The organism is Suilimivivens aceti (genome assembly GCF_025567405.1).
Lineage (GTDB): Bacteria > Bacillota > Clostridia > Lachnospirales > Lachnospiraceae > Suilimivivens > Suilimivivens aceti.
This window is the reverse complement of the sequence record NZ_JAOQKJ010000002.1, coordinates 148,355-168,586: the sequence shown is the minus strand read 5'-3', so window position 1 is coordinate 168,586 and position 20,232 is coordinate 148,355. Positions and strand designations below refer to the sequence as shown.

The 20,232-nt window shown below is 44.9% G+C and carries 20 protein-coding genes and 1 pseudogene; 20 read left to right on the top strand and 1 reads right to left on the bottom strand.

Annotated features, from left to right (window positions below; translation table 11 throughout):
* The first annotated feature begins 11 nt into the window (after window positions 1-11).
* From OCV77_RS02575 to OCV77_RS02550, 6 genes are all read left to right on the top strand, one after another.
* Entirely contained in the window at window positions 12-1,934 is a 1,923-nt protein-coding gene (locus OCV77_RS02575; RefSeq protein ID WP_262573092.1) for a DNA gyrase/topoisomerase IV subunit B, read from the top strand.
* Window positions 1,935-1,953: 19 nt separating this feature from the next.
* Window positions 1,954-4,194, top strand: coding sequence for a DNA gyrase/topoisomerase IV subunit A (locus OCV77_RS02570; RefSeq protein WP_262573090.1), 2,241 nt, complete (start codon window positions 1,954-1,956; stop codon window positions 4,192-4,194).
* Window positions 4,195-4,205: 11 nt separating this feature from the next.
* The gene (rsmD, locus tag OCV77_RS02565) at window positions 4,206-4,760 is read left to right on the top strand and encodes a 16S rRNA (guanine(966)-N(2))-methyltransferase RsmD (RefSeq protein ID WP_262573088.1); all 555 of its coding nucleotides are present in this window, start codon (window positions 4,206-4,208) and stop codon (window positions 4,758-4,760) included.
* On the top strand, window positions 4,757-5,251 hold the full coding sequence (gene coaD / locus OCV77_RS02560; RefSeq protein ID WP_118796961.1) for a pantetheine-phosphate adenylyltransferase: 495 nt from the start codon (window positions 4,757-4,759) through the stop codon (window positions 5,249-5,251). Before rsmD ends, coaD begins: the two co-directional genes overlap by 4 nt.
* 12 nt (window positions 5,252-5,263) lie before the next feature.
* Entirely contained in the window at window positions 5,264-5,875 is a 612-nt protein-coding gene (locus OCV77_RS02555; protein ID WP_262573085.1) for an MlaD family protein, read from the top strand.
* A gap of 90 nt (window positions 5,876-5,965) precedes the next feature.
* Window positions 5,966-7,153 carry an N-acetylmuramoyl-L-alanine amidase family protein gene (locus tag OCV77_RS02550; RefSeq protein WP_262573083.1) on the top strand — a complete coding sequence of 396 codons (1,188 nt, stop codon included), beginning with the start codon at window positions 5,966-5,968 and terminating at the stop codon, window positions 7,151-7,153.
* Here the strand turns inward: OCV77_RS02550 and OCV77_RS02545 are convergent.
* Window positions 7,101-8,036 (bottom strand): hypothetical protein, encoded by a 936-nt coding sequence (locus tag OCV77_RS02545; RefSeq protein ID WP_262573081.1) that lies wholly within the window; start codon window positions 8,034-8,036, stop codon window positions 7,101-7,103. The two genes, OCV77_RS02550 and OCV77_RS02545, sit on opposite strands and share 53 nt — an antisense overlap.
* A 41-nt stretch (window positions 8,037-8,077) precedes the next feature.
* Here OCV77_RS02545 and OCV77_RS02540 point away from each other — a divergent pair, with 41 nt between their 5' ends.
* From OCV77_RS02540 to OCV77_RS02475, 14 genes and pseudogenes are all read left to right on the top strand, one after another.
* Window positions 8,078-8,815 (top strand): pseudouridine synthase, encoded by a 738-nt coding sequence (locus OCV77_RS02540; protein ID WP_262573079.1) that lies wholly within the window; start codon window positions 8,078-8,080, stop codon window positions 8,813-8,815.
* Window positions 8,800-9,447 carry an HAD family hydrolase gene (locus tag OCV77_RS02535; RefSeq protein WP_118796965.1) on the top strand — a complete coding sequence of 216 codons (648 nt, stop codon included), beginning with the start codon at window positions 8,800-8,802 and terminating at the stop codon, window positions 9,445-9,447. Before OCV77_RS02540 ends, OCV77_RS02535 begins: the two co-directional genes overlap by 16 nt.
* Window positions 9,448-9,459: 12 nt before the next feature.
* Window positions 9,460-10,029 carry a hypothetical protein gene (locus OCV77_RS02530; RefSeq protein ID WP_262573077.1) on the top strand — a complete coding sequence of 190 codons (570 nt, stop codon included), beginning with the start codon at window positions 9,460-9,462 and terminating at the stop codon, window positions 10,027-10,029.
* Between the two features lie 11 nt (window positions 10,030-10,040).
* Window positions 10,041-11,069, top strand: a complete 1,029-nt coding sequence (locus tag OCV77_RS02525; protein ID WP_262573075.1) for an RluA family pseudouridine synthase — start codon at window positions 10,041-10,043, stop codon at window positions 11,067-11,069.
* Window positions 11,041-11,580: a Holliday junction resolvase RecU gene (locus OCV77_RS02520; RefSeq protein WP_118796968.1), complete on the top strand. Its 540-nt coding sequence runs from the start codon at window positions 11,041-11,043 to the stop codon at window positions 11,578-11,580. Before OCV77_RS02525 ends, OCV77_RS02520 begins: the two co-directional genes overlap by 29 nt.
* A gap of 140 nt (window positions 11,581-11,720) precedes the next feature.
* The gene (gene hisZ / locus OCV77_RS02515; RefSeq protein WP_262573072.1) at window positions 11,721-12,854 is read left to right on the top strand and encodes an ATP phosphoribosyltransferase regulatory subunit; all 1,134 of its coding nucleotides are present in this window, start codon (window positions 11,721-11,723) and stop codon (window positions 12,852-12,854) included.
* Window position 12,855: 1 nt separating this feature from the next.
* Window positions 12,856-13,506, top strand: coding sequence for an ATP phosphoribosyltransferase (gene hisG, locus OCV77_RS02510; protein WP_118796970.1), 651 nt, complete (start codon window positions 12,856-12,858; stop codon window positions 13,504-13,506).
* Between the two features lie 70 nt (window positions 13,507-13,576).
* Window positions 13,577-14,872 (top strand): histidinol dehydrogenase, encoded by a 1,296-nt coding sequence (hisD, locus tag OCV77_RS02505; protein ID WP_262573070.1) that lies wholly within the window; start codon window positions 13,577-13,579, stop codon window positions 14,870-14,872.
* A gap of 14 nt (window positions 14,873-14,886) precedes the next feature.
* On the top strand, window positions 14,887-15,474 hold the full coding sequence (hisB, locus tag OCV77_RS02500) for an imidazoleglycerol-phosphate dehydratase HisB (RefSeq protein ID WP_118796972.1): 588 nt from the start codon (window positions 14,887-14,889) through the stop codon (window positions 15,472-15,474).
* A gap of 49 nt (window positions 15,475-15,523) precedes the next feature.
* Window positions 15,524-15,835: pseudogene (hisI, locus tag OCV77_RS02495) on the top strand (phosphoribosyl-AMP cyclohydrolase); the annotation flags it as partial.
* An 85-nt stretch (window positions 15,836-15,920) separates the two neighbouring features.
* On the top strand, window positions 15,921-16,322 hold the full coding sequence (locus OCV77_RS02490) for a hypothetical protein (protein ID WP_262573068.1): 402 nt from the start codon (window positions 15,921-15,923) through the stop codon (window positions 16,320-16,322).
* Window positions 16,323-16,376: 54 nt separating this feature from the next.
* Window positions 16,377-18,299 carry a TIGR03960 family B12-binding radical SAM protein gene (locus OCV77_RS02485; RefSeq protein ID WP_262573066.1) on the top strand — a complete coding sequence of 641 codons (1,923 nt, stop codon included), beginning with the start codon at window positions 16,377-16,379 and terminating at the stop codon, window positions 18,297-18,299.
* Window positions 18,283-18,960 carry a TIGR03936 family radical SAM-associated protein gene (locus OCV77_RS02480; RefSeq protein ID WP_262573064.1) on the top strand — a complete coding sequence of 226 codons (678 nt, stop codon included), beginning with the start codon at window positions 18,283-18,285 and terminating at the stop codon, window positions 18,958-18,960. Before OCV77_RS02485 ends, OCV77_RS02480 begins: the two co-directional genes overlap by 17 nt.
* A 104-nt stretch (window positions 18,961-19,064) precedes the next feature.
* Complete coding sequence (locus OCV77_RS02475; RefSeq protein ID WP_262573062.1) at window positions 19,065-20,147, top strand: ribonuclease E/G; 1,083 nt, start codon at window positions 19,065-19,067, stop codon at window positions 20,145-20,147.
* The last annotated feature ends 85 nt before the right edge of the window (window positions 20,148-20,232 follow it).

Here is a 20,232-nt window from a genome sequence, read left to right as displayed (position 1 = left end):
AGGTTTTTGAAATGGAAAAGGAAGCCAGATATGATGCCTCCAGTATTACTGTACTGGAAGGACTTGAGGCAGTCAGAAAAAGACCCGGTATGTATATCGGAAGCGTATCTACCAAAGGACTGAATCATCTCGTATATGAAATTGTAGACAATGCAGTAGATGAACATCTTGCCGGATACTGTGATGCAATTTCTGTTACCCTGGAGGCTGACGGTTCTGCTACTGTAGAGGATAATGGCCGTGGAATCCCGGTAGGCATGCATGAAAAAGGAGTCAGTGCGGAACGTCTTGTGTTTACAACGCTTCATGCAGGTGGTAAATTTGATGATTCTGCCTATAAGACAAGTGGTGGTCTCCATGGTGTTGGTTCTTCTGTCGTAAATGCTCTTTCAACCCATCTGACAGTCAGGGTAAAAAATGGCGGTAATATTTACGAAGATAAATACGAAAAAGGAAATCCGGTGATCCCGTTAGAGAATGGTCTTTTACCTGTGGTTGGCAGGGCAAAGGGAACCGGAACCAGCATTAATTTCCTGCCGGATGATACAATCTTTGACAAGACAAGGTTCAAGGAGGATGAAATCAAAAGCAGGCTCCATGAGACCGCTTATCTGAATCCTGGGCTGACCATTCATTTTGAGGATAAGAGAAAAGAGATCCCTGAAAAAATCTCCTATCATGAACCAGATGGTATTGTTGGCTTTATCAAGGATATGAACAAATCCAAAGAGGTTCTCCATGATGTGATCTATTTTAAGGGAGAGGTGGATAAGATCACGGTAGAGGGTGCTCTCCAGTATGTGAACGAATTTCATGAAAATGTGCTTGGCTTCTGTAATAATATTTACAATGCAGAGGGAGGTACCCACCTGACAGGCTTTAAGACAGCCTTTACCAATATCATTAATACCTATGCGAGAGAACTGAATATCCTGAAGGAAAAGGATGTGAATTTTACCGGTGCAGATGTCAGAAACGGTATGACTGCAGTGATCAGCATCAAGCATCCGGATCCCAGATTTGAAGGACAGACCAAGACCAAGCTTGACAATCAGGATGCAGCAAAGGCAGTCAGCAAGGTGACAAATGATGAACTGATCCGTTATTTTGATAGAAATCTGGAAACACTGAAAAGCATTATCGGCTGTGCAGAAAAGGCGGCCAAGATCCGTAAGACAGAGGAAAAGGCAAAGACTAATCTGCTGACGAAGCAGAAATTTTCCTTTGATTCCAATGGAAAGCTGGCAAACTGTGAATCCAGGGATGCTTCCAAATGTGAAATTTTTATCGTAGAGGGAGATTCTGCGGGTGGCAGTGCAAAAACAGCCCGCAACAGAGCTTATCAGGCAATCCTGCCGATCAGAGGTAAGATCCTGAATGTAGAGAAGGCAAGTATTGACAAGGTGCTCGCCAATGCTGAGATCAAGACCATGATCAATGCCTTTGGATGTGGTTTTTCCGAGGGCTACGGAAATGATTTCGATATTACGAAGCTCCGTTATGACAAGATCATTATCATGGCCGATGCCGATGTGGATGGTGCCCATATTTCCACTCTGCTTCTGACTCTGTTTTACCGGTTCATGCCAGAGCTGATCTTTGAGGGACATGTGTATATCGCCATGCCTCCTCTTTATAAGGCTATGCCGTCAAGAGGAGAAGAAGAGTACCTGTATGATGATAAGGCACTGGAAAAATACAGAAAACGGCACAAGGGATCCTTTACACTGCAAAGATACAAAGGACTTGGTGAAATGGATGCGGATCAGCTCTGGGAAACCACGCTGAATCCGGATACGAGAATGCTGAAGCTTGTAGAGATCGAGGATGCCAGGATGGCATCTGAAGTCACAGAGATGTTGATGGGGACTGATGTTCCTCCCAGAAAGGCATTTATTTACGATCATGCAACTGATGCAGAGCTGGATGTTTAAGAAAGGCATTTTACTGTAAATGGACGAGAAAATCATAAAAACAGAATATTCTGAACTGATGCAGAAATCTTATATTGATTATGCCATGAGTGTTATCATTGCAAGAGCCCTGCCGGATGCCAGAGATGGTCTGAAGCCGGTTCAGAGAAGAACACTTTATGATATGCATGAGCTGGGTATCCGCTATGACAGGCCTTATCGTAAGAGTGCCCGTATCGTAGGTGATACCATGGGTAAATATCATCCTCATGGAGACAGCTCCATTTATGATGCACTGGTTGTCATGAGCCAGGAGTTTAAAAAGGGGCTGCCGCTTATTGATGGACATGGTAACTTCGGTAATATCGAAGGAGACGGTGCCGCAGCCATGCGTTATACAGAAGCAAGGCTTGAGAGGGTGACACAGGAAGCGTTTCTTTCTGATCTCGATAAGGATGTCGTTGATTTTGTGCCAAACTTTGATGAGACAGAGAAAGAACCGTCTGTTCTGCCGGTAAAATTCCCAAATCTCCTGGTAAACGGTTCTGAAGGTATTGCTGTTGGTATGGCGACCAGTATCCCGCCTCATAATCTTTCAGAAGTCATTGATGCTGTGAAGGCATATATGAAAGATGAATCCGTTTCTACGGCAGAACTTATGAAGTACATAAAGGGACCTGATTTTCCGACCGGAGGAATCGTTATCAATAAAGACGAGCTTCTGTCCATTTATGAGACGGGAACCGGTAAGATCAAGGTTCGTGGAAGGGTGGATATCGAAAAGGGAAAAGCCGGCAGAACCAATGTGGTCATTTCAGAAATACCCTATCCCATGATCGGTGCCAATATTGCCAAGTTCCTGATGGATGTGGCAGCTCTTTCCGAGCAGAAGAAGACTATGGATATTGTGGATATCACCAATCAGTCTTCCAAAGAAGGAATCCGTATCGTTATAGAGCTGAAAAAAGATGCGGACGTGGAAAACTTTGTAAATATGCTTTACAAAAAGACCAGACTGGAAGATACATTTGGGGTCAATATGCTGGCAATTGCCGGAGGTCGTCCGGAAACGATGGGCCTTAAGGAAATCATTAAATGTAATGTGGATTTCCAGTATGAGGTCAATACCAGAAAATATACCACACTTCTTGCAAGAGAACAGGAGAAGAAGGAAATACAGGAAGGTCTCATCAAGGCCTGCAACGTCATTGATCTGATCATTGAGATCCTGCGTGGCTCCAAAGACAGGAGCATGGCAAAGGCATGCCTTGTGGAAGGTAAGACAGAGGGTATCAAATTCAAGTTTAAAGAGTCAAAGATCATGGCATCACAGCTTATGTTTACGGAAAAGCAGGCAAATGCTATCCTGGAAATGCGCCTTTATAAGCTGATCGGCCTGGAGCTGGAGGCACTGATCAATGAGCATGAAGAGACCATGGCCAATATTTATCGTTATGAGGACATCCTTTCCCGTAGGGATGCCATGGCACAGGTTATCATGAATGAACTGGATGCCATTAAGAAAAGCTTTGGACATGCCAGAAAAACACAGATTGAAAATCTTGCAGAAGCTGTTTATGAAGAAAAGAAACCGGAAGAGATGGATGTTGTCTTCCTGATGGATCGCTTTGGCTATGCCAGATGTGTTGACACAGCTACCTATGAAAGAAATAAGGAAGCTGCTGACAGCGAGTCACGGTATGTATTTACCTGTAAGAATACGGGCAAGGTCTGTGTATTTACCAATACAGGCCAGCTCCATACCGTAAAGGTAGCCGATATTCCCTATGGAAAATTCCGTGATAAGGGAGTTCCGATCGATAATATCAGTAACTTCAGTTCGGATAAGGAACATATTATTGCTGTTACCAGTCAGACGTCACTGAATCTGTATCGTGTGATCTTCGTTACGAAGCTTTCCATGATGAAGATCGTCGATGGTGGCGAATTTGATGTATCAAAGAGAATGGTTGCATCCACCAAGCTGCAGGAGGGAGATGAGATCGTGGATGTATCTGTACTGAAGGAGCAGAAGGATATTATACTGCAGACGAAAGACGGATATTTCCTGAAATTTTCCCTGGAAGAAATACCGGAGAAGAAAAAGGGAGCCGTTGGTGTCAGAGGCATGAAGCTGACAGGTACGGATCAGGTTGAAAACGTTTATTATACAAGACCGGGCATAGCAGATCCTGTCATAGAATTTAAGGAAAAACAGTTTGATCTGTCCAGGATCAAAACCGGCAGACGGGATTCGAAAGGAACGAAACCCAGAGTATAAAGGAGATCATTATGAGGGTAATTGCAGGAACAGCAAGACGTCTTTTGTTGAAAACACCGGAAGGAATGGATACAAGGCCAACAACAGACAGAATCAAGGAAACATTGTTTAATATGATACAGGGTGATATTCCGGGAAGTATATTTGTGGATCTGTTTTCCGGAAGCGGAGGTATCGGGATCGAAGCCCTGAGCCGTGGTGCCAGACATGCTTATTTTGCAGAAAATGCGAAGGATGCCATAGCCTGTATCCAGGCGAATCTTTCAACAACCAGATTCGAGGATAAGGCAACATTGTTAAAGCAGGATGCTGTCAGTGCACTGTCCCTGATCTCCGAAAAAGAAGTTGATATTGTATTCATGGATCCTCCTTATCAGCTTCAAGTTGAAAGAAATGTGTTTTCTGCATTAAAACAGCAGAAATATATTACAGAGGATACGCTCATCATAACTGAAGCAGCTCTTGATCGTGATTTTTCCTTTGTAGAAGAACTTGGATTTACCATAGTCCGTGAAAAAAGATATAAGACGAATAAGCACGTGTTCTGCAGAAAGGCGGCACAATGAAAAGAGCAATCTATCCCGGAAGCTTTGATCCCGTAACCTACGGGCATCTGGATATTATAAGGAGGGCAGCAGAAATATTTGAAGAGCTGACTGTCAGTGTACTGAATAACACGCAAAAAACTCCATTGTTTTCTGTAGAGGAACGTGTTACTATATTGAAAGAAGCAACGAAAGATATCCCGAATGTAAAGGTGGAATCTTTCAGTGGACTTCTGGTTGATTATGCGAAAGCCAAAGATGTTCATGTCGTGATCCGAGGACTTCGTGCTATTACCGACTTTGAATATGAATTGCAGAATGCACAGACCAATGCGCTGTTGTCCAAAGGAGCACTTGATACGGTTTTCCTGACCACGAAGCTTGAGTATGCCTACTTAAGCTCTTCAACGGTCAAGGAAATTGCAAGCTTTCATGGTGATATTTCCATGTCAGTACCGGATTTTGTGGCTGAGCGGGTATATAAGAAATTTGGGTATCATATAGACAAATAGGGAGGTTCTTCCATGAGCAGCAGAATCGAGCAGTTAATCGACGAGATCGAAACTTATATTGATAATTGCAAATATCAGCCTTTTTCCAATACCAAGATCATTGTAGACAAAGAAGAGATCGATGAGCTTTTAAGAGAGCTTCGTATGAAAACACCTGATGAGATCAAGCGTTATCAGAAGATCATCAGTAACAAAGAAGCAATCTTAAATGATGCAAGAGCCAAGGCTGAGGCACTGATCAATGATGCTACGATCCATACCAATGAGCTGATCAATGAACACGAGATCATGCAGCAGGCATATGCACAGGCCAATGAAGTGGTCACCATGGCAACCAAGCAGGCACAGGATATCCTGGATAATGCTACGATTGAAGCCAACAATATGCGGAGCGCTGCCATGCAGTATACAGACGGCATTCTCGCCAACGTAGAGAATCTGCTGACACAGACGATGAAAACCACGCAGGATCATTATGACAGCTTTATCAGTTCCCTGAATCAGTATAATGACGTGGTCAACGCTAACCGTGTGGAGCTGAATCCGCCGGAACCGGATACCATCGTAGAGGATCCTGGGGCAGCACAGTCTTCCTCCGAAGACCTTAATCTGGATATGATCTAGAACAGGAACAGCATAAACCGGTTTGCCACAGGGCAGGCCGGTTTTTTTGAGTGCGCCTGGCGGCGCACATTTAAAAGGAGACAACAGTTTATGCCGGATTTACAGGGAAATACCGTTATTGTGATTGATCCGGGGCATGGCGGAGAAAATCTGGGTGCCCAGGTAGATGGATATACAGAAAAAGAAATGACGATGATCGTTGCCAAAGCGATGAAGAAAGAACTGGAAAACTACGACAATGTGGTTGTCTATCTGACAAGGGAGTCAGATCAGGAATTGTCATTAGAAGAGCGTGCGCAGTTTGCAAAAGACAGAAATGCCGATTTTCTGTTCTGTCTTCACTTTAACAGTTCTGTTAACCATAATTTATACGGTTCTGAAGTCTGGGTATCTGCTTTTGGAGAATATTACAGCAAGGGACGCAGCTTTGCTGAGATCAATATGAGAAGGTTTGAAGATATGGGTCTGTTTTCCAGAGGGATCAAGACCAGACTGAATTCCCGTGGAGATAATTATTACGGAATCTTACGAGCCAGTACAGACCTTGAGATTCCAGCGGCATTGATCGAGCATTGTCATCTGGATCAGTCCCGTGACAAGGTTTTTTACCAGCAGAGTGAAGAACAGCTTGTAACGTTCGGACGGGAGGATGGCAAGGCTGCTGCCGAATATTTCGGGTTGAAATCCCCCAAAACAGGCGAAGATTTCAGCGGTCATGTGAACCAGAGCTTTCCTATAAAGGAAATCAACAGACCGGATCAGACAGAAGCGGAAATTTGCCAGATTGAACTTTTATCTGTTGATCCTTATGGACGGGAAGCAGATGTGAAAATTAAAGCATCTGATTCTGATGGCTATATCCAGTATTACTGTTATCGCTTTGACCAGGGAGAATACAGTGAGCTATATCCATGGCCAAGAGAAAACTGGGACAGCTCCCTGCCAGAGCATGAATTTACCGTTGCACTCCCAGAGGAAGAAACGGCAGATCTGCAGGTATGCGTTTACAATGGTTATGATCTGAAAACGGAAAGCAATACAATTACCATTTTTATTCCATTACAGGAAGAGGAAACGGAGGAAATTACCAGTGAAACAGAAACACTTTCCAGAATTCCACTGGATCTTTCCATGTCAGCTTCAGAAATTCGGGCTGAAAAAGGATCCCTGATCCTTCTGATCCTCTGTGTCAGTCTGATCCTGACTGGAAGCCTTTATTTTGTCATCAGGCTGTTACAGAAAAGAAAACGACGTAATAAAGGGCACAAAGAATGGTAAGACAGAGCCGGTTTTTAAAATAACAGATAAGAGAAAACGGACTTCCTGCAAGGACGCTCCCTGTCTGGGCAAGACAACAGAGACCGCAGAATACAAGCAGAATCAGGGAGATACAGGGAGAGGTATCCTGAAGCAGTGCCAGACCTCCTGATATTTCCAGTAGTCCCTGTGCAATCCCGGGATACAGTCCCTGTTTAAGAAACAGGGACGGATATACATTCAGGATCTGGAACAGGATCATATAACCGCCAAGCTTTGTAATACTGTGCAGGGAGGCTGTCACAGATTCATCCAGTGCAGCAAGGAGCGAAGCTTCTTTTTCATAAGAAGCCTGACAGAGAACTGGCGTTTTTCTTGCGGAAGCAGACAACTTACAGCGGTATCTTGTATGGCGGAGAACTATCCCATAAAGCAGTGGTATGCCATACATGCCAAAGAGGCAGGGCAGGAGCGGCGGATTTCCCATGCTGGGAAGGGCGAAGCTGATGAAATAAACCGGTCCGATATTATTACAGAAGGAAAGCAGAAATTCGCCTTCTGTAACAGAAAGCCGTCCTTTTTTATAAAGATCTGTAACTGCCACAGCACCCATGGGGAATCCACACAGAAACCCTATGATGATCACATAAAGGCAGTCAGTATTTACCCTGAATACTTGGGTGAGCAGAGGGCGGAGCAGTGAAACAAACCGGTCTGTCAGATCCATGCGGATCAATATGCCTGACAGTACCATAAATGGGAATAAGGATGGAATCATCTTCTGGAACCAGAGGTTTAAGCCTGTGAGTGCAAAGGACAGGCATTGCCCCGGGAATAGAAGGAGTGTTCCCATAAACAGAAAAAGACATATCAGTGTTAATGGAAATGAATTCTTTTTTAACAAAATGAGTGGTTCTTTTCTCCGTTTGTGTTATTATTATAGCTATGAGAATTGACAGGTTTTTATGCAAACTGAATATAGGTTCCAGAAGAGAAGTGAAGGAGCTCCTGAAGAAGGGAGAGATCCTCATCAATGGAAAGAAAGGGCTTAAGCCGGATGACAAAGTGGATGAACTGACAGCGGTTGTCAGCTACAGGGGTAAGGAATTCCGCTACCGGCCTTATGTTTATTATATGATGAACAAGCCTGCAGGTGTTGTCAGCGCTACAGAAGATTTAAGAGATAAAACCGTACTGGATCTTTTGAAGGAACAGCTTTCCCAGCATGACAATAAAGACCTGTATGGCATTCCTTCAGATGATATCTTTCCTGTTGGAAGACTGGATAAGGATACGGTGGGACTTTTGCTCCTGACCAATGACGGTGCGCTTTCCCACAGACTGCTTTCTCCTGCAAAGCATGTGAAAAAATGCTATTATGTGGAAACGGATCTGACCATTGTTCCAGAAGAGCTCAAAAAGCTTGAAATCGGTGTGGATATCGGAGAAAAGGCACTGACAAAGGAAGCGGAAACTAAGCTGCTATCTGAAAAGAGCTGCCTTCTGACCATTACAGAGGGAAAGTTCCATCAGGTAAAACGGATGTTCCAGGCCATCGGTCTTACCGTCACGTATCTGAAGCGGGTTTCCATGGGAAGCCTTGTGCTGGATGAAGATCTGCCTGAAGGATGCATCCGTGAATTAACAGAAGAAGAGGTAAACAGCTTATGCTCGAACATATAAAGGCGGTCCTGTTTGATCTGGACGGTACGCTGGTAGATTCCATGTGGGTATGGAATGATATTGATGTTGAATATCTGGGACGATTTGGCCTGTCGCTTCCGGAAACCCTGCAGAAGGAGATTGAAGGAATGAGCTTTACGGAAACGGCTGTTTATATCAAACAGAAGTTTTCCATTCCAGATCCCATCGAAAAGATGAAGGAAGACTGGAATGCCATGGCCTTTGACAAGTACGTGAATGAGGTGCCCTTGAAAAAAGGGGTTCCTGAATTTCTTGCGCTCTGCCGGAAGAAAGGAATCCGTCTTGGTATCGCTACCAGTAATTCCAGACAGCTTGTGGATGCGATCATTGCTTCACATGGCCTTACAGAATACTTTGACGGTATCGTGACAGGATGCGAGGTAAACCGTGGGAAGCCGTGGCCGGATGTTTATCTGGAAACTGCCAGAAGATGTGGTGTTTCACCAGAACACTGTCTGGTTTTCGAAGATATTGTTCCGGGTATGCAGGCGGGCAGAAATGCAGGTATGAAGGTATGTGCTGTGGCAGATGCCTATTCGGTTTATCAGGAAAAAGAAAAGCGTGAGCTTGCTGATTATTATATTGAAGATTTCACAGAGATCACAAAATAGAGAGGATAGCAGATGAAAAAAGCAGTTAAGGGTACTTATGGTTATATTAAAACAAAGCGGACTTTTGTTCTGCTGCGTACGATTCTTTATTTCGTTATTTCCCTGGCACTTCTGTTTGCCGGTATTATTTCTACCGGATCACGGAAAAACCTGCTTACGGTTGTAGCGGTGCTTGGCTGCCTGCCGGCTGCCAAAAGCCTTGTGAATTATGTCATGTTCTGCCGGGCTAAAGGCTGTAGTGAAGCAGTAAAGGAACAGGCAGAAGCTGTGACCGGTGATCTGGTTGGTATGTTTGACATGTATTTTACCTCCTATAAGAAAAATTTTGCCATCAGTCATATGGTAGTTGACGGCAAAACAATCTGTGGTCTTACAGAAGATGACAAATGTAATCTGCAGGCCTGCGAAACGCATTTGGCTGATATGTTAAAACAGGGCGGTTTCAAAGACATGACCATCAAGATCTTTCGTGATACCGGCAAATACTGTGACAGACTGGTGAGTCTTAACAAATCAGAGCATGGCAAAACACCTGAGAGGGATGATGAGATCCGTGTCATCCTTTATGATATTTCCCTGTAAGAGAGGCTGTTATGTACCAGTTTACGATCAAAGAGTCAGAAGCAGGACAGCGTTTTAACAAATACCTTCAAAAGCTTCTTCCTGCAGCAGCTTCTTCTTTTCTCTATAAAATGCTGCGCAAAAAGAATATTGAACTAAACGGTAAAAAGGCTGCCGGAAACGAGGTACTGAAAAACGGAGATACCGTAAGGCTTTTCTTTTCAGAAGAGACCTTTCTGAAATTTAAGGCTGCCGGTGGACAGGAAGCCAAAAGCTCTTCCTATGAAAAAGCCTTTCAATCCCTGAAGGGTATTTCTGTTATTTATGAAAATGAACATATGCTTCTTCTGAATAAACCGGAAGGCATTCTGACCCAGAAGGCCAGTGATTCCGATCTTTCCCTGAATGAATGGATGATCGGCTATCTGATTTATCATAAAGTTATTTCAGAACAGTCCCTGCAGACCTTTAAACCATCTGTCTGCAACCGTCTTGACCGGAATACCAGTGGACTTGTGATCTGTGCCAAAACCCTTATGGGAAGTCAGAAGCTGAATGAAATGATAAAGACAAGAGCTGTACGGAAATATTACCGGCTTTTTGTAAAAGGGCGGCTGGAAAAAGAATTGTCTTTAAAGGGATATCTTGTCAAGGACGAAAAAACAAACCGGGTAAGTGTTATTAACAAGCCTGTTGATAACAGTTCTTATATTGAGACACGCTTTTATCCACTTCAGATCTTTTCCGATATGACTTATCTTGAGGTGGAGCTGATCACCGGAAAGACCCATCAGATCCGTGCACATATGGCCTCCATCGGCCACCCGTTGCTGATGGACTATAAATACGGGGAAGCCGCTTTTAATCACCGCTACGAAAAGCTGATCTCCGGAAGGGGACAGCTTCTGCATGCTTACCGGTTGGAATTTCCATCCTGCCGTCTTTTAGCAGAAGAAGAGATCCACCGCTTTACGGCACCGGAGCCGGATGCCTTTCAAAAGCTTCTGCAGATAAAAGGTAAGGAGAATATTGATGACAACATGGAATTCCAGAGGTCTTAGGGGAGCCGGACTTGAGGAACTGATCAACAGAACCAACGAAAAATATCTGGAAAAGGGACTGGCTCTGATCCAGAAGATTCCAACGCCGATCACACCGATCAATATTGATCAGACAAGCAGGCATATCACACTGGCTTATTTTGATAAGAAAAGTACCGTTGACTATATTGGTGCCGTACAGGGGATCCCTGTCTGTTTTGATGCCAAAGAATGTGCTGTGGATACATTCAGTCTTCAGAATATCCATGAACATCAGGTGACCTTTATGGAGGCCTTCGAAAAGCAGAGGGGGATCGCTTTTTTTCTGATCTATTACACTCATCTGGATCTGTTTTATTATCTGCCCTTTGATATGCTGATGTTCTTCTGGAGCCGGGCAAAGGAAGGAGGACGGAAGAGCTTTCGCAGGGAAGAACTGAATCCGGACTATTATCTGCCAAAGCATAATGGTATCCTTGTTCCTTATCTTGACATCCTGCAGAAAGATCTTGAGGATCGAGATTATACATAAACTATTTGACAAGTATTTCTCTTTTCGTTATACTGACAATAGTTTTGAGCACTACCATGGTAGCATATTAGCACTGTAATCTACTAAAGTGTTTGGCGATACATAAAAAACCATACTGCACCAGAAAGGATTTTATCACCATGAATAAGAAGCCGGTACATACACCTGAGGGCGTCAGGGATATCTATGGAAAGGAATACGCAGTCAAGCTGGCCATAGAAGAACATATCCATGGACAGTTAAACAGCTACGGCTATGAAGATATCCAGACACCGACTTTTGAATTTTTTGATGTTTTTTCCAAGGATATCGGGACTACACCGTCCAGAGAGCTGTACAAATTTTTTGACAAGGAGGGTAATACCCTTGTCCTTAGACCAGATTTCACACCTTCCATGGCACGCTGTGCTGCCAAATATTATATGGATGAAGATGTACCGATCCGTTTCTGTTATCTAGGAAATACTTTCACAAACACCAGCAATCTGCAGGGTAAATTAAAGGAAGTCACCCAGATGGGTGCAGAGCTGATGGGGGATGACAGTGTGGAAGCTGACGGAGAGATCATTGCCCTTGCTGTTTCCTCCCTGCTTGCGGCAGGACTTCAGGAATTTCAGCTTAGCATTGGTGAGATCGAATATTTTAAGGGAATCTGTGAGGAAGTAGGACTGGATGAAGACACAGAGCTTTCTCTTCGTGATTATATTTCCGGCAAGAACATTTTCGGTGCCGAAGCTCTTCTCCTTGAAAAGGGTATTGACGAAAAGCACAGGGAAATGCTTCTGAAAACTACAGATTTCTTTGGAAGTGCGGAGATGCTGAAGGAAGCAGCTGCGATTGTCGATAATGACAGATCCAGAAGTGCCGTAGAAAGACTGTTTGCATTGTATCAGGTGCTTTGTGAATACGGTGTGGAGAAATATATCTCCTTTGACCTTGGCATGTTAAGCAAATACAATTATTATACCGGTGTGATTTTCAAGGCCTATGCCTACGGTGTCGGGGATGCGATCTTGAAAGGCGGCCGCTATGACAATCTGTTATCCCGTTTCGGAAAGGAAGCACCGGCTGTTGGTTTTATGGTTGTGATCGATGATCTGATGCAGGCTCTTTTCCATCAGAATATACAGCTGCCTGAAAAGGAATCTGTCAGGACCATTATCTATGCGAAGGACAGCTTCAGGGCAGCCCTTAGAGAAGCGAAAAAACTCCGGCAGGAGGGCATCCGGGTGGCACTTGTTCCGGAAAAGAATATGCAGGAAAGAGGAGAGTAGCATGAACAACGACAGATATCTTACCTTTGCCCTCGGTAAGGGAAGACTTGCCAATAAAACACTGGAGCTTCTTGAAAAAACTGGAATCACCTGTGAAGAGATGAAGGATAAGAATTCCAGAAAGCTGATCTTTGTCAATGAGGAGCTGAAGCTTCGTTTTTTTCTTGCCAAAGGACCTGATGTCCCCACTTATGTGGAATATGGTGCAGCTGATATTGGTGTGGTCGGAAGCGATACCATCATGGAAGAAAACAGACGTGTTTATGAAGTGCTGGATCTTGGCTTTGGAAAATGCCGGATGTGTGTCTGTGGTCCTGCACAGGCCAGAGAGCTGTTAAAGCATCACGAAAGGATCCGCGTAGCCAGTAAATATCCAAATATTGCCAAAGACTATTTCTTCAACAAGAAGCATCAGACTGTAGATATCATCAAACTGAACGGTTCTGTAGAGCTTGGCCCTATCGTCGGGCTTTCAGATGTGATCGTTGATATCGTAGAGACCGGTTCCACCTTAAGGGAGAATGGCCTTGAGGTGCTGGAGGAGATCTGTCCCCTGTCTGCAAGAATGATAGTCAATCAGGTCAGCATGCAGATGGAAACAGAGCGGATCCGCAGCCTGATCCAGAAGCTGAAGCCTCTGTGTGAAGCCTGAGAATCAGTATGAAACAGGTAATGATGAACTATAAGAATATACAGAAAGCATACCAACAGGAGGAAGCCTCATGAAGATCATCAATCTGAATGAAAATACAAGAAAAGAACTGCTTTTGCAGCTGCAGAAAAGAAGTCCTTCAAGCTATGGCGGTTATGAAAAGACGGTCAATGAGATCATTGAAAATGTAAGACAGCATGGTGACAAAGCCCTGTTTGATTATACGGAGAAATTTGATCACTGCAGCCTGAGCAGGGAAACTGTACAGGTCACCCGGGAAGAGATTGAAGAGGCCTATACAAAGATCAGCCCTGAATTTGTAGCTGTTATGAAAAAGTCAGCAGAAAACATCAGGGCTTTTCATGAGAAGCAGTTTCATGCAAGCTGGATCATCCCCAAAGAAGACGGGACAATCCTTGGACAGAAGATCCTGCCTATTGCCATTTCCGGTGTTTATGTTCCCGGTGGCAAGGCAGCCTATCCCTCCAGTGTTCTGATGAATGTGCTCCCTGCCAAAGTAGCAGGTGTTAGCCGTATTATCATGACAACCCCTCCCGGAAAGGACGGAAAGGTAAATCCAGGCACACTGGTTGCTGCAGATATTGCAGGGGTAGATGAGATCTATAAGGTAGGCGGTGCACAGGCAATCGCAGCCATGGCGTTTGGTACAGAAAGCATTCCCAAGGTAGACAAGATCACAGGACCAGGAAATATTTTCGTAGCCCTTGCCAAGAAGGCATGCTTTGGTTTTGTAAGTATTGACTCTATCGCAGGCCCCAGTGAGATCCTGGTTCTTGCCGATGAAAGTGCAAATCCCAGATATGTAGCAGCGGATCTTCTTTCCCAGGCAGAGCATGATGAACTGGCAAGTGCGATCTTGATTACCACAAGCAGAGAACTGGCTGATCAGGTTGTTACAGAAATTGAACAGTTTACAGAAAAACTGGAGAGAAAGGCTATCATTCAGGCCTCACTTGATAATTACGGTACCATTTTCCTTGCAGATTCCATGGAGGATGCGATCCATGCTGCCAATGAGATCGCCAGCGAGCATCTGGAGATCCTGACGAAAAATCCGTTTGAAACCATGACCAAGATCAAAAATGCAGGGGCAATTTTCCTTGGAGAATACTCCTCAGAGCCGCTTGGTGATTATTTTGCAGGACCGAACCACATCCTGCCAACCAATGGCACGGCAAAATTCTTCTCTCCCTTAAATGTAGATGATTTTATGAAGAAGACAAGCATCATTTCCTATTCAAAAGATGCACTTGCCCGTGTTCATAAGGACATCGAACTGTTTGCAAAAGAAGAGGGTCTGACTGCCCACGCCAATTCCATTAAAGTACGATTTGAAGAAGAGTAAGAAAGGAATCTGTTATGAGCCGAAACGCTTCTGTAACACGTAAAACAAAAGAAACTGATATTACTGCAACGCTGGAGCTGGATGGCACCGGCAATTCCAACATTGATACCGGCATCGGATTTTTTGATCATATGCTTGAGGGATTCTCCAGACACGGATTCTTTGACCTGATCCTGGAAGTGGAAGGGGATCTGCAGGTAGACGGACACCATACCGTAGAAGACACTGGTATTGTAATCGGTTCTGTGATCAAAAAGGCTCTTGGCGATAAGGCAGGAATCCGCCGGTATGGCTCCTGTATTCTTCCCATGGATGAAACACTTGTTCTCTGTGCGGTAGATCTGTGTGGCAGACCCTATCTGAACTTTGACTGTAACTTTACAGTAGACAGGGTCGGAGAACTGGATACCGAGCTTGTAAGGGAGTTTTTCTATGCCATTTCCTACAGCGTGGGCATGAACCTTCATATCAAGCTTTTGGATGGCAGCAATAACCATCATATCATTGAAGCCATGTTCAAGGCCTTTGCCAAAGCACTGGATATGGCCGTTGAAAAGGATCCGAGGATCCAGGATGTACTCAGTACCAAGGGGAGCTTATAATATGAAAAAAATGACTTATACACCGGTATCTGTCGTAAATCATATTCCATGGAGCGAGCTTAAAAAAAATACGGATGGCCATGTTACGGTAGTGGTCCAGGACGAAGAGACGCTGCAGGTACTGATGGTAGCTTATATGAACGAAGAAGCCTACGAAAAGACCCTTGCCACCGGCAGGATGACCTATTTCAGCCGGAGCCGGAATGAACTCTGGATCAAGGGTGAGACAAGCGGTCATTTCCAGTATGTGAAGGAGCTTTATGCCGACTGTGATAAAGATACCCTCCTTGCCAAGGTGGATCAGGTTGGAAATGCCTGTCATACCGGAAGCTACAGCTGCTTTTTTGAAAAAATAATCTGAAACAGATAAGAATGGTGACATGCACTGCATAGATTAAAAATGCAGTGCATATTTTTTAGTAAGGTTTGTCTGAAAAGAGAATGATATGGAAAAAGTCAGTGCAGATCAGAAGCTGAAACTGATACAGTCCATCCGGACAGAAAATCAGTATAACCGTATGAAATGCAGAGAACGGGAAAAACTGCTTTATGGAGCAGAGGCAGTACATATGGATGGATATGGTGGTGTGGGAAGCAGCTATGGAAGCATGGATGGCATTTCACCTCCTTCGTCAGACGATCCCCATCCATCCACCGGAAAAGGGCTTCTTTCCGGATTCCGCTTCCGGTTCTTTCTGGCGGTCTGCCTGTCTGCTGCTTTTATTTACATGGATAAGCAGCAGATCCTGGTTCTCGGAGAGCCCCTGCGGTCTTACTGTGAAAAGCTGACAGAAGAGGATGCCATTTTTGACCGGATCCTTCAGAGTCTGAATCTATTTGATTTCTGATCTGTTATTCGTTATACTGAAAAGGCAGGAAAAACAACAGACAAGGAAAAAAACATGAGAACATTAGCATTAAGTGATGAAATTCTTATGCAGGTAGAAAAACCTGCCAGATATATCGGCGGCGAGATCAATGCCGTCATGAAGGATCCGGAGGCAGTAAAGGTACGTTTTGCCATGTGCTTTCCGGATGTTTACGAAATTGGTATGTCCCACCTTGGGATCCAGATTCTTTATGGTATGCTGAACAGCTATGATGATGTCTGGTGTGAAAGAGTCTATTCTCCCTGGGTCGATCTGGATGCCATCATGCGGAAGGAACAGATTCCTCTGTTTGCACTGGAATCCCAGGATCCGATCAGAACATTTGATTTTCTCGGCATCACCATCCAGTATGAAATGTGTTATACCAACATTTTGCAGGTACTTGATCTGTCCGGCATTCCCCTGCTTTCTAAAGACCGTACAGCAGAAGATCCCATTGTGATCGGCGGCGGCCCCTGCACATACAATCCGGAGCCGGTCTGTGATTTCTTTGACCTCTTTTATATTGGAGAAGGAGAGACCAGATACCGTGAGCTGATCGATCTTTATGAGGACTGCCGTGGCAGAGGACTTTCCAGACAGGACTTTCTAAAGAAGGCTGCCTGTATTCCCGGAATTTATGTGCCTTCCCTATATGAGGTAAGCTACCATGAAGACGGCACCATAAAGGAAATGAAGCCTCTGGAAGAAGGAATCCCTGAAAGAATCCTCAAGGAAATGGTGACCGAGGTATCTGATACCTATTATCCGGATAAGCCGGTGGTTCCCTTTATCAAGGTGACACAGGACCGTGTTGTGCTTGAGATCATGCGTGGCTGTATCAGAGGCTGCCGTTTCTGCCAGGCCGGCCAGCTCTATCGTCCGGTCCGCGAAAGGGATGTGGAATTCTTAAAGAAATATGCTATTGCTATGCTGGAAAATACCGGTCACGAAGAAATATCCTTAAGCTCCTTAAGCTCCAGTGACTATCAGAAGCTTCCTGAGCTGATCGATTTCCTGATTGAGGAGTGCAGCAGGCGGAAAGTCAATATTTCCCTGCCGTCCCTCCGGATTGATGCCTTTTCCCTGGATGTCATGAACAAGGTGCAGGATGTAAAAAAGAGCAGCCTGACCTTTGCACCGGAAGCCGGCAGCCAGCGCCTTCGTAACGTGATCAATAAGGGGCTTACCGAGGAAGTGATCCTGCAGGGTGCAAAGCTTGCCTTTGAAGGCGGCTGGACAAGGGTCAAGCTGTATTTTATGCTGGGGATCCCCTTTGAAACAGAAGAGGATATTCAGGGCATCGCAGAGCTCTGTAATAAGATTGCTGCTGAATTTTATGATACGGTTCCCAAGGAAAAACGAAATGGAAGAGTACAGATCGTTGCCAGTACCTCTTTCTTTATCCCAAAGCCCTTTACCCCTTTTCAGTGGGCACCGCAGTGCAGAAAGGAAGATTTCCTGAATAAAGCCTATCTGACAAGGACAGCTATTATGAGCCAGTTAAATCAGAAGAGCATCAAGTACAACTGGCATGAAGCAGATGCCAGTGTGATGGAAGGCATTCTTGCCAGAGGTGACAGAAAGGTGAACCAGGTTATTTTGAGAGCCTATGAAAAGGGCTGCTTCTATGATGCCTGGGGCGAATATTATAAACATGATGTGTGGCTTGAAAACTTTGAGGAATGTGGTGTGGATCCTGACTTTTACACAGTCAGGGAGCGGAGTGAGGATGAAATTTTCCCCTGGGACTTTATCGACTGCGGTGTGACCAAGGCATTTCTTCTCCGCGAATGGAAAAGGGCTGCAGAAGCTGTTGTCACCCCCAATTGCCGGATGCAGTGTCAGGGCTGTGGCGCTGCCAGGTTCGGGACAGGCGTCTGCTTTGATAAGCATACCGGTGTCACAGAAATTCAGACAGAAACGGAGGAAAACGGAAATGAAGGTACGGATTAAATTTTCCAAAGAGGGTCCTGTCCGTTTTATCGGGCATCTGGATATCATGCGCTATTTCCAGAAAGCAATCCGGAGAGCCGGAATTGATATTGCTTATTCCACCGGCTTTTCCCCTCACCAGATCATGTCCTTTGCATCTCCTCTGTCAGTAGGGCATGAAAGCTGCGGTGAATATTTCGATGTGGAATTAAATTCCATAACGGATACGGAGGATATTAAGATGCTCCTGAATCAGACCATGGCAGAAGGAATTCAGATCCTGCAGGTGGCTGTTCTTGACGAAACGGAAGGAAATGCCATGGCAAGCGTTGCCGCTGCCGATTATCTGATCTCTTTCCGGGACAGTGTTTCCCTTCCGGATGACTGGAAAGAAAAGCTGACAGCTTTCTACGAAAAGGATAAGATTCCTGTCATTAAAAAGACCAAAAAGGGGGAAAGAGAAATAGATCTGAAGGAGACCATTTATCAGCTTGAGATACGGGAGGATCAGGTCTATATGCTGCTGGACGCTGGAAGCGGAAGCAATATGAAGCCTGGATTTGTACTGGAAACCTTCTGCACTGCTGAGAATATTTCCCTGCCGGAATATCCTTTCAGGGTACGCCGTCTGGAAACCTATAAAAGAACCGGAGAAGGAAGGCTTGTTCCTTTAATACCATGAATAATATTGTAATTACCCGTCAGAACAACCGATATCTGTCAGTCCTTTTCACAGAGGGACGGCCTTCCCGGATGCACTGCAGCCCTCTCTTGCAGGAGGAGGGGATGCTTTCACAGATCTGCCTTGCCAGAGTGAAGGATGTTATCCCTGCCATGAAAGGTGCATTTCTTACTGTTCCTGAAGGCAGGACTGTCTATCTGCCGCTTTCAGAGTCCGGTGATTTCCTGTGTGCAAACAGAAGCTTTTCTTCCTTATCTGAGCTTCATCAGGGAGATGAGATCGTTGTCCAGATCACCGGAGAAGCGGTAAAGACCAAGCCGCCTCTTGCCAGTGCAATGCCTGTACTGACAGGACAATACTGTGTCTGTTCCCTTTTTGGACATGGTATCCATGTTTCCAGAAAGCTTGCACCGGAAAGACAGAAAGAGTTAAAGACTGCCATTGCAGAGGCTGGTATCGAAGGCAGGAAAAACTTTCAGTTCACTGTCCGCACCAATGCAGATACCCTGAAGGAGCTGACACCTCTTTTTCAGGAAATGCAGGAATTTATCTGCTTTTTTCAGGAGCTTACTGAAATTTACCGGCACAGAAGCTGTCCTTCCTGTCTGTACAGACCGCTGCCAGAACTGATCCGTCAGATCCAGGATATCCCTCTTACAGCATATGAAGAGATCGTTACGGATGAACCGGAAGTATGGCAGCTTCTGAAGGATACTTTTCCGGAAAAGACTGTCAGGCTGTATCAGGATCCTTCCTTAAGCCTTTCCAGGCTTTACCGGCTGGATTTCTTTCTACAGGAAGCCCTGTCAAGAAAAGTATGGCTGCCCTGCGGTGGTTATCTGGTGATAGAACCGACAGAAGCCATGGTTGTCATCGACGTCAATTCCGGCAAGGCTGTCCATAAAGGCCGCTCCAGTCAGGACTATTACCGGAAGGTCAACCGGGAAGCAGCAGCCGAAATTGCAAGACAGCTGCAGCTTCGGAATTATTCCGGCATGATCATGGTTGACTTTATCAATATGGAAAGCGAAAAAGATCAGAAAGAGCTGCTTTTCCTGCTGGACCAGCTCCTGAAGAAGGATCAGGTACGGACAAGACTGGTTGATATGACAGCACTTGGAATTGTAGAAATTACAAGAAAAAAAATCAATCGTCCGTTATTTGAAGAAATGCAGAAAAACTCTTGACATACATGGGTCTTAATGTTATATTTTATGAGTATGCCGCATAGCGGGGTAGAAGTGTGCCTTACGGTGCCACCGAAGCTAGCGA

Coding starts and splice junctions, on each gene's coding strand:
- OCV77_RS02480 (WP_262573064.1), top strand. CDS start 18,283: ATGAAGGTACGGATTAAATTTTCCAAAGAGGGTCCTGTCCGTTTTATC.
- OCV77_RS02525 (WP_262573075.1), top strand. CDS start 10,041: ATGTACCAGTTTACGATCAAAGAGTCAGAAGCAGGACAGCGTTTTAAC.
- hisD (WP_262573070.1), top strand. CDS start 13,577: ATGAAGATCATCAATCTGAATGAAAATACAAGAAAAGAACTGCTTTTG.
- hisB (WP_118796972.1), top strand. CDS start 14,887: ATGAGCCGAAACGCTTCTGTAACACGTAAAACAAAAGAAACTGATATT.
- OCV77_RS02570 (WP_262573090.1), top strand. CDS start 1,954: ATGGACGAGAAAATCATAAAAACAGAATATTCTGAACTGATGCAGAAA.
- OCV77_RS02555 (WP_262573085.1), top strand. CDS start 5,264: ATGAGCAGCAGAATCGAGCAGTTAATCGACGAGATCGAAACTTATATT.
- OCV77_RS02575 (WP_262573092.1), top strand. CDS start 12: ATGGAAAAGGAAGCCAGATATGATGCCTCCAGTATTACTGTACTGGAA.
- OCV77_RS02540 (WP_262573079.1), top strand. CDS start 8,078: ATGAGAATTGACAGGTTTTTATGCAAACTGAATATAGGTTCCAGAAGA.
- OCV77_RS02475 (WP_262573062.1), top strand. CDS start 19,065: ATGCTTTCACAGATCTGCCTTGCCAGAGTGAAGGATGTTATCCCTGCC.
- OCV77_RS02530 (WP_262573077.1), top strand. CDS start 9,460: ATGAAAAAAGCAGTTAAGGGTACTTATGGTTATATTAAAACAAAGCGG.
- OCV77_RS02490 (WP_262573068.1), top strand. CDS start 15,921: ATGGAAAAAGTCAGTGCAGATCAGAAGCTGAAACTGATACAGTCCATC.
- OCV77_RS02485 (WP_262573066.1), top strand. CDS start 16,377: ATGAGAACATTAGCATTAAGTGATGAAATTCTTATGCAGGTAGAAAAA.
- coaD (WP_118796961.1), top strand. CDS start 4,757: ATGAAAAGAGCAATCTATCCCGGAAGCTTTGATCCCGTAACCTACGGG.
- hisZ (WP_262573072.1), top strand. CDS start 11,721: ATGAATAAGAAGCCGGTACATACACCTGAGGGCGTCAGGGATATCTAT.
- rsmD (WP_262573088.1), top strand. CDS start 4,206: ATGAGGGTAATTGCAGGAACAGCAAGACGTCTTTTGTTGAAAACACCG.
- OCV77_RS02520 (WP_118796968.1), top strand. CDS start 11,041: ATGACAACATGGAATTCCAGAGGTCTTAGGGGAGCCGGACTTGAGGAA.
- hisG (WP_118796970.1), top strand. CDS start 12,856: ATGAACAACGACAGATATCTTACCTTTGCCCTCGGTAAGGGAAGACTT.
- OCV77_RS02550 (WP_262573083.1), top strand. CDS start 5,966: ATGCCGGATTTACAGGGAAATACCGTTATTGTGATTGATCCGGGGCAT.
- OCV77_RS02535 (WP_118796965.1), top strand. CDS start 8,800: ATGCTCGAACATATAAAGGCGGTCCTGTTTGATCTGGACGGTACGCTG.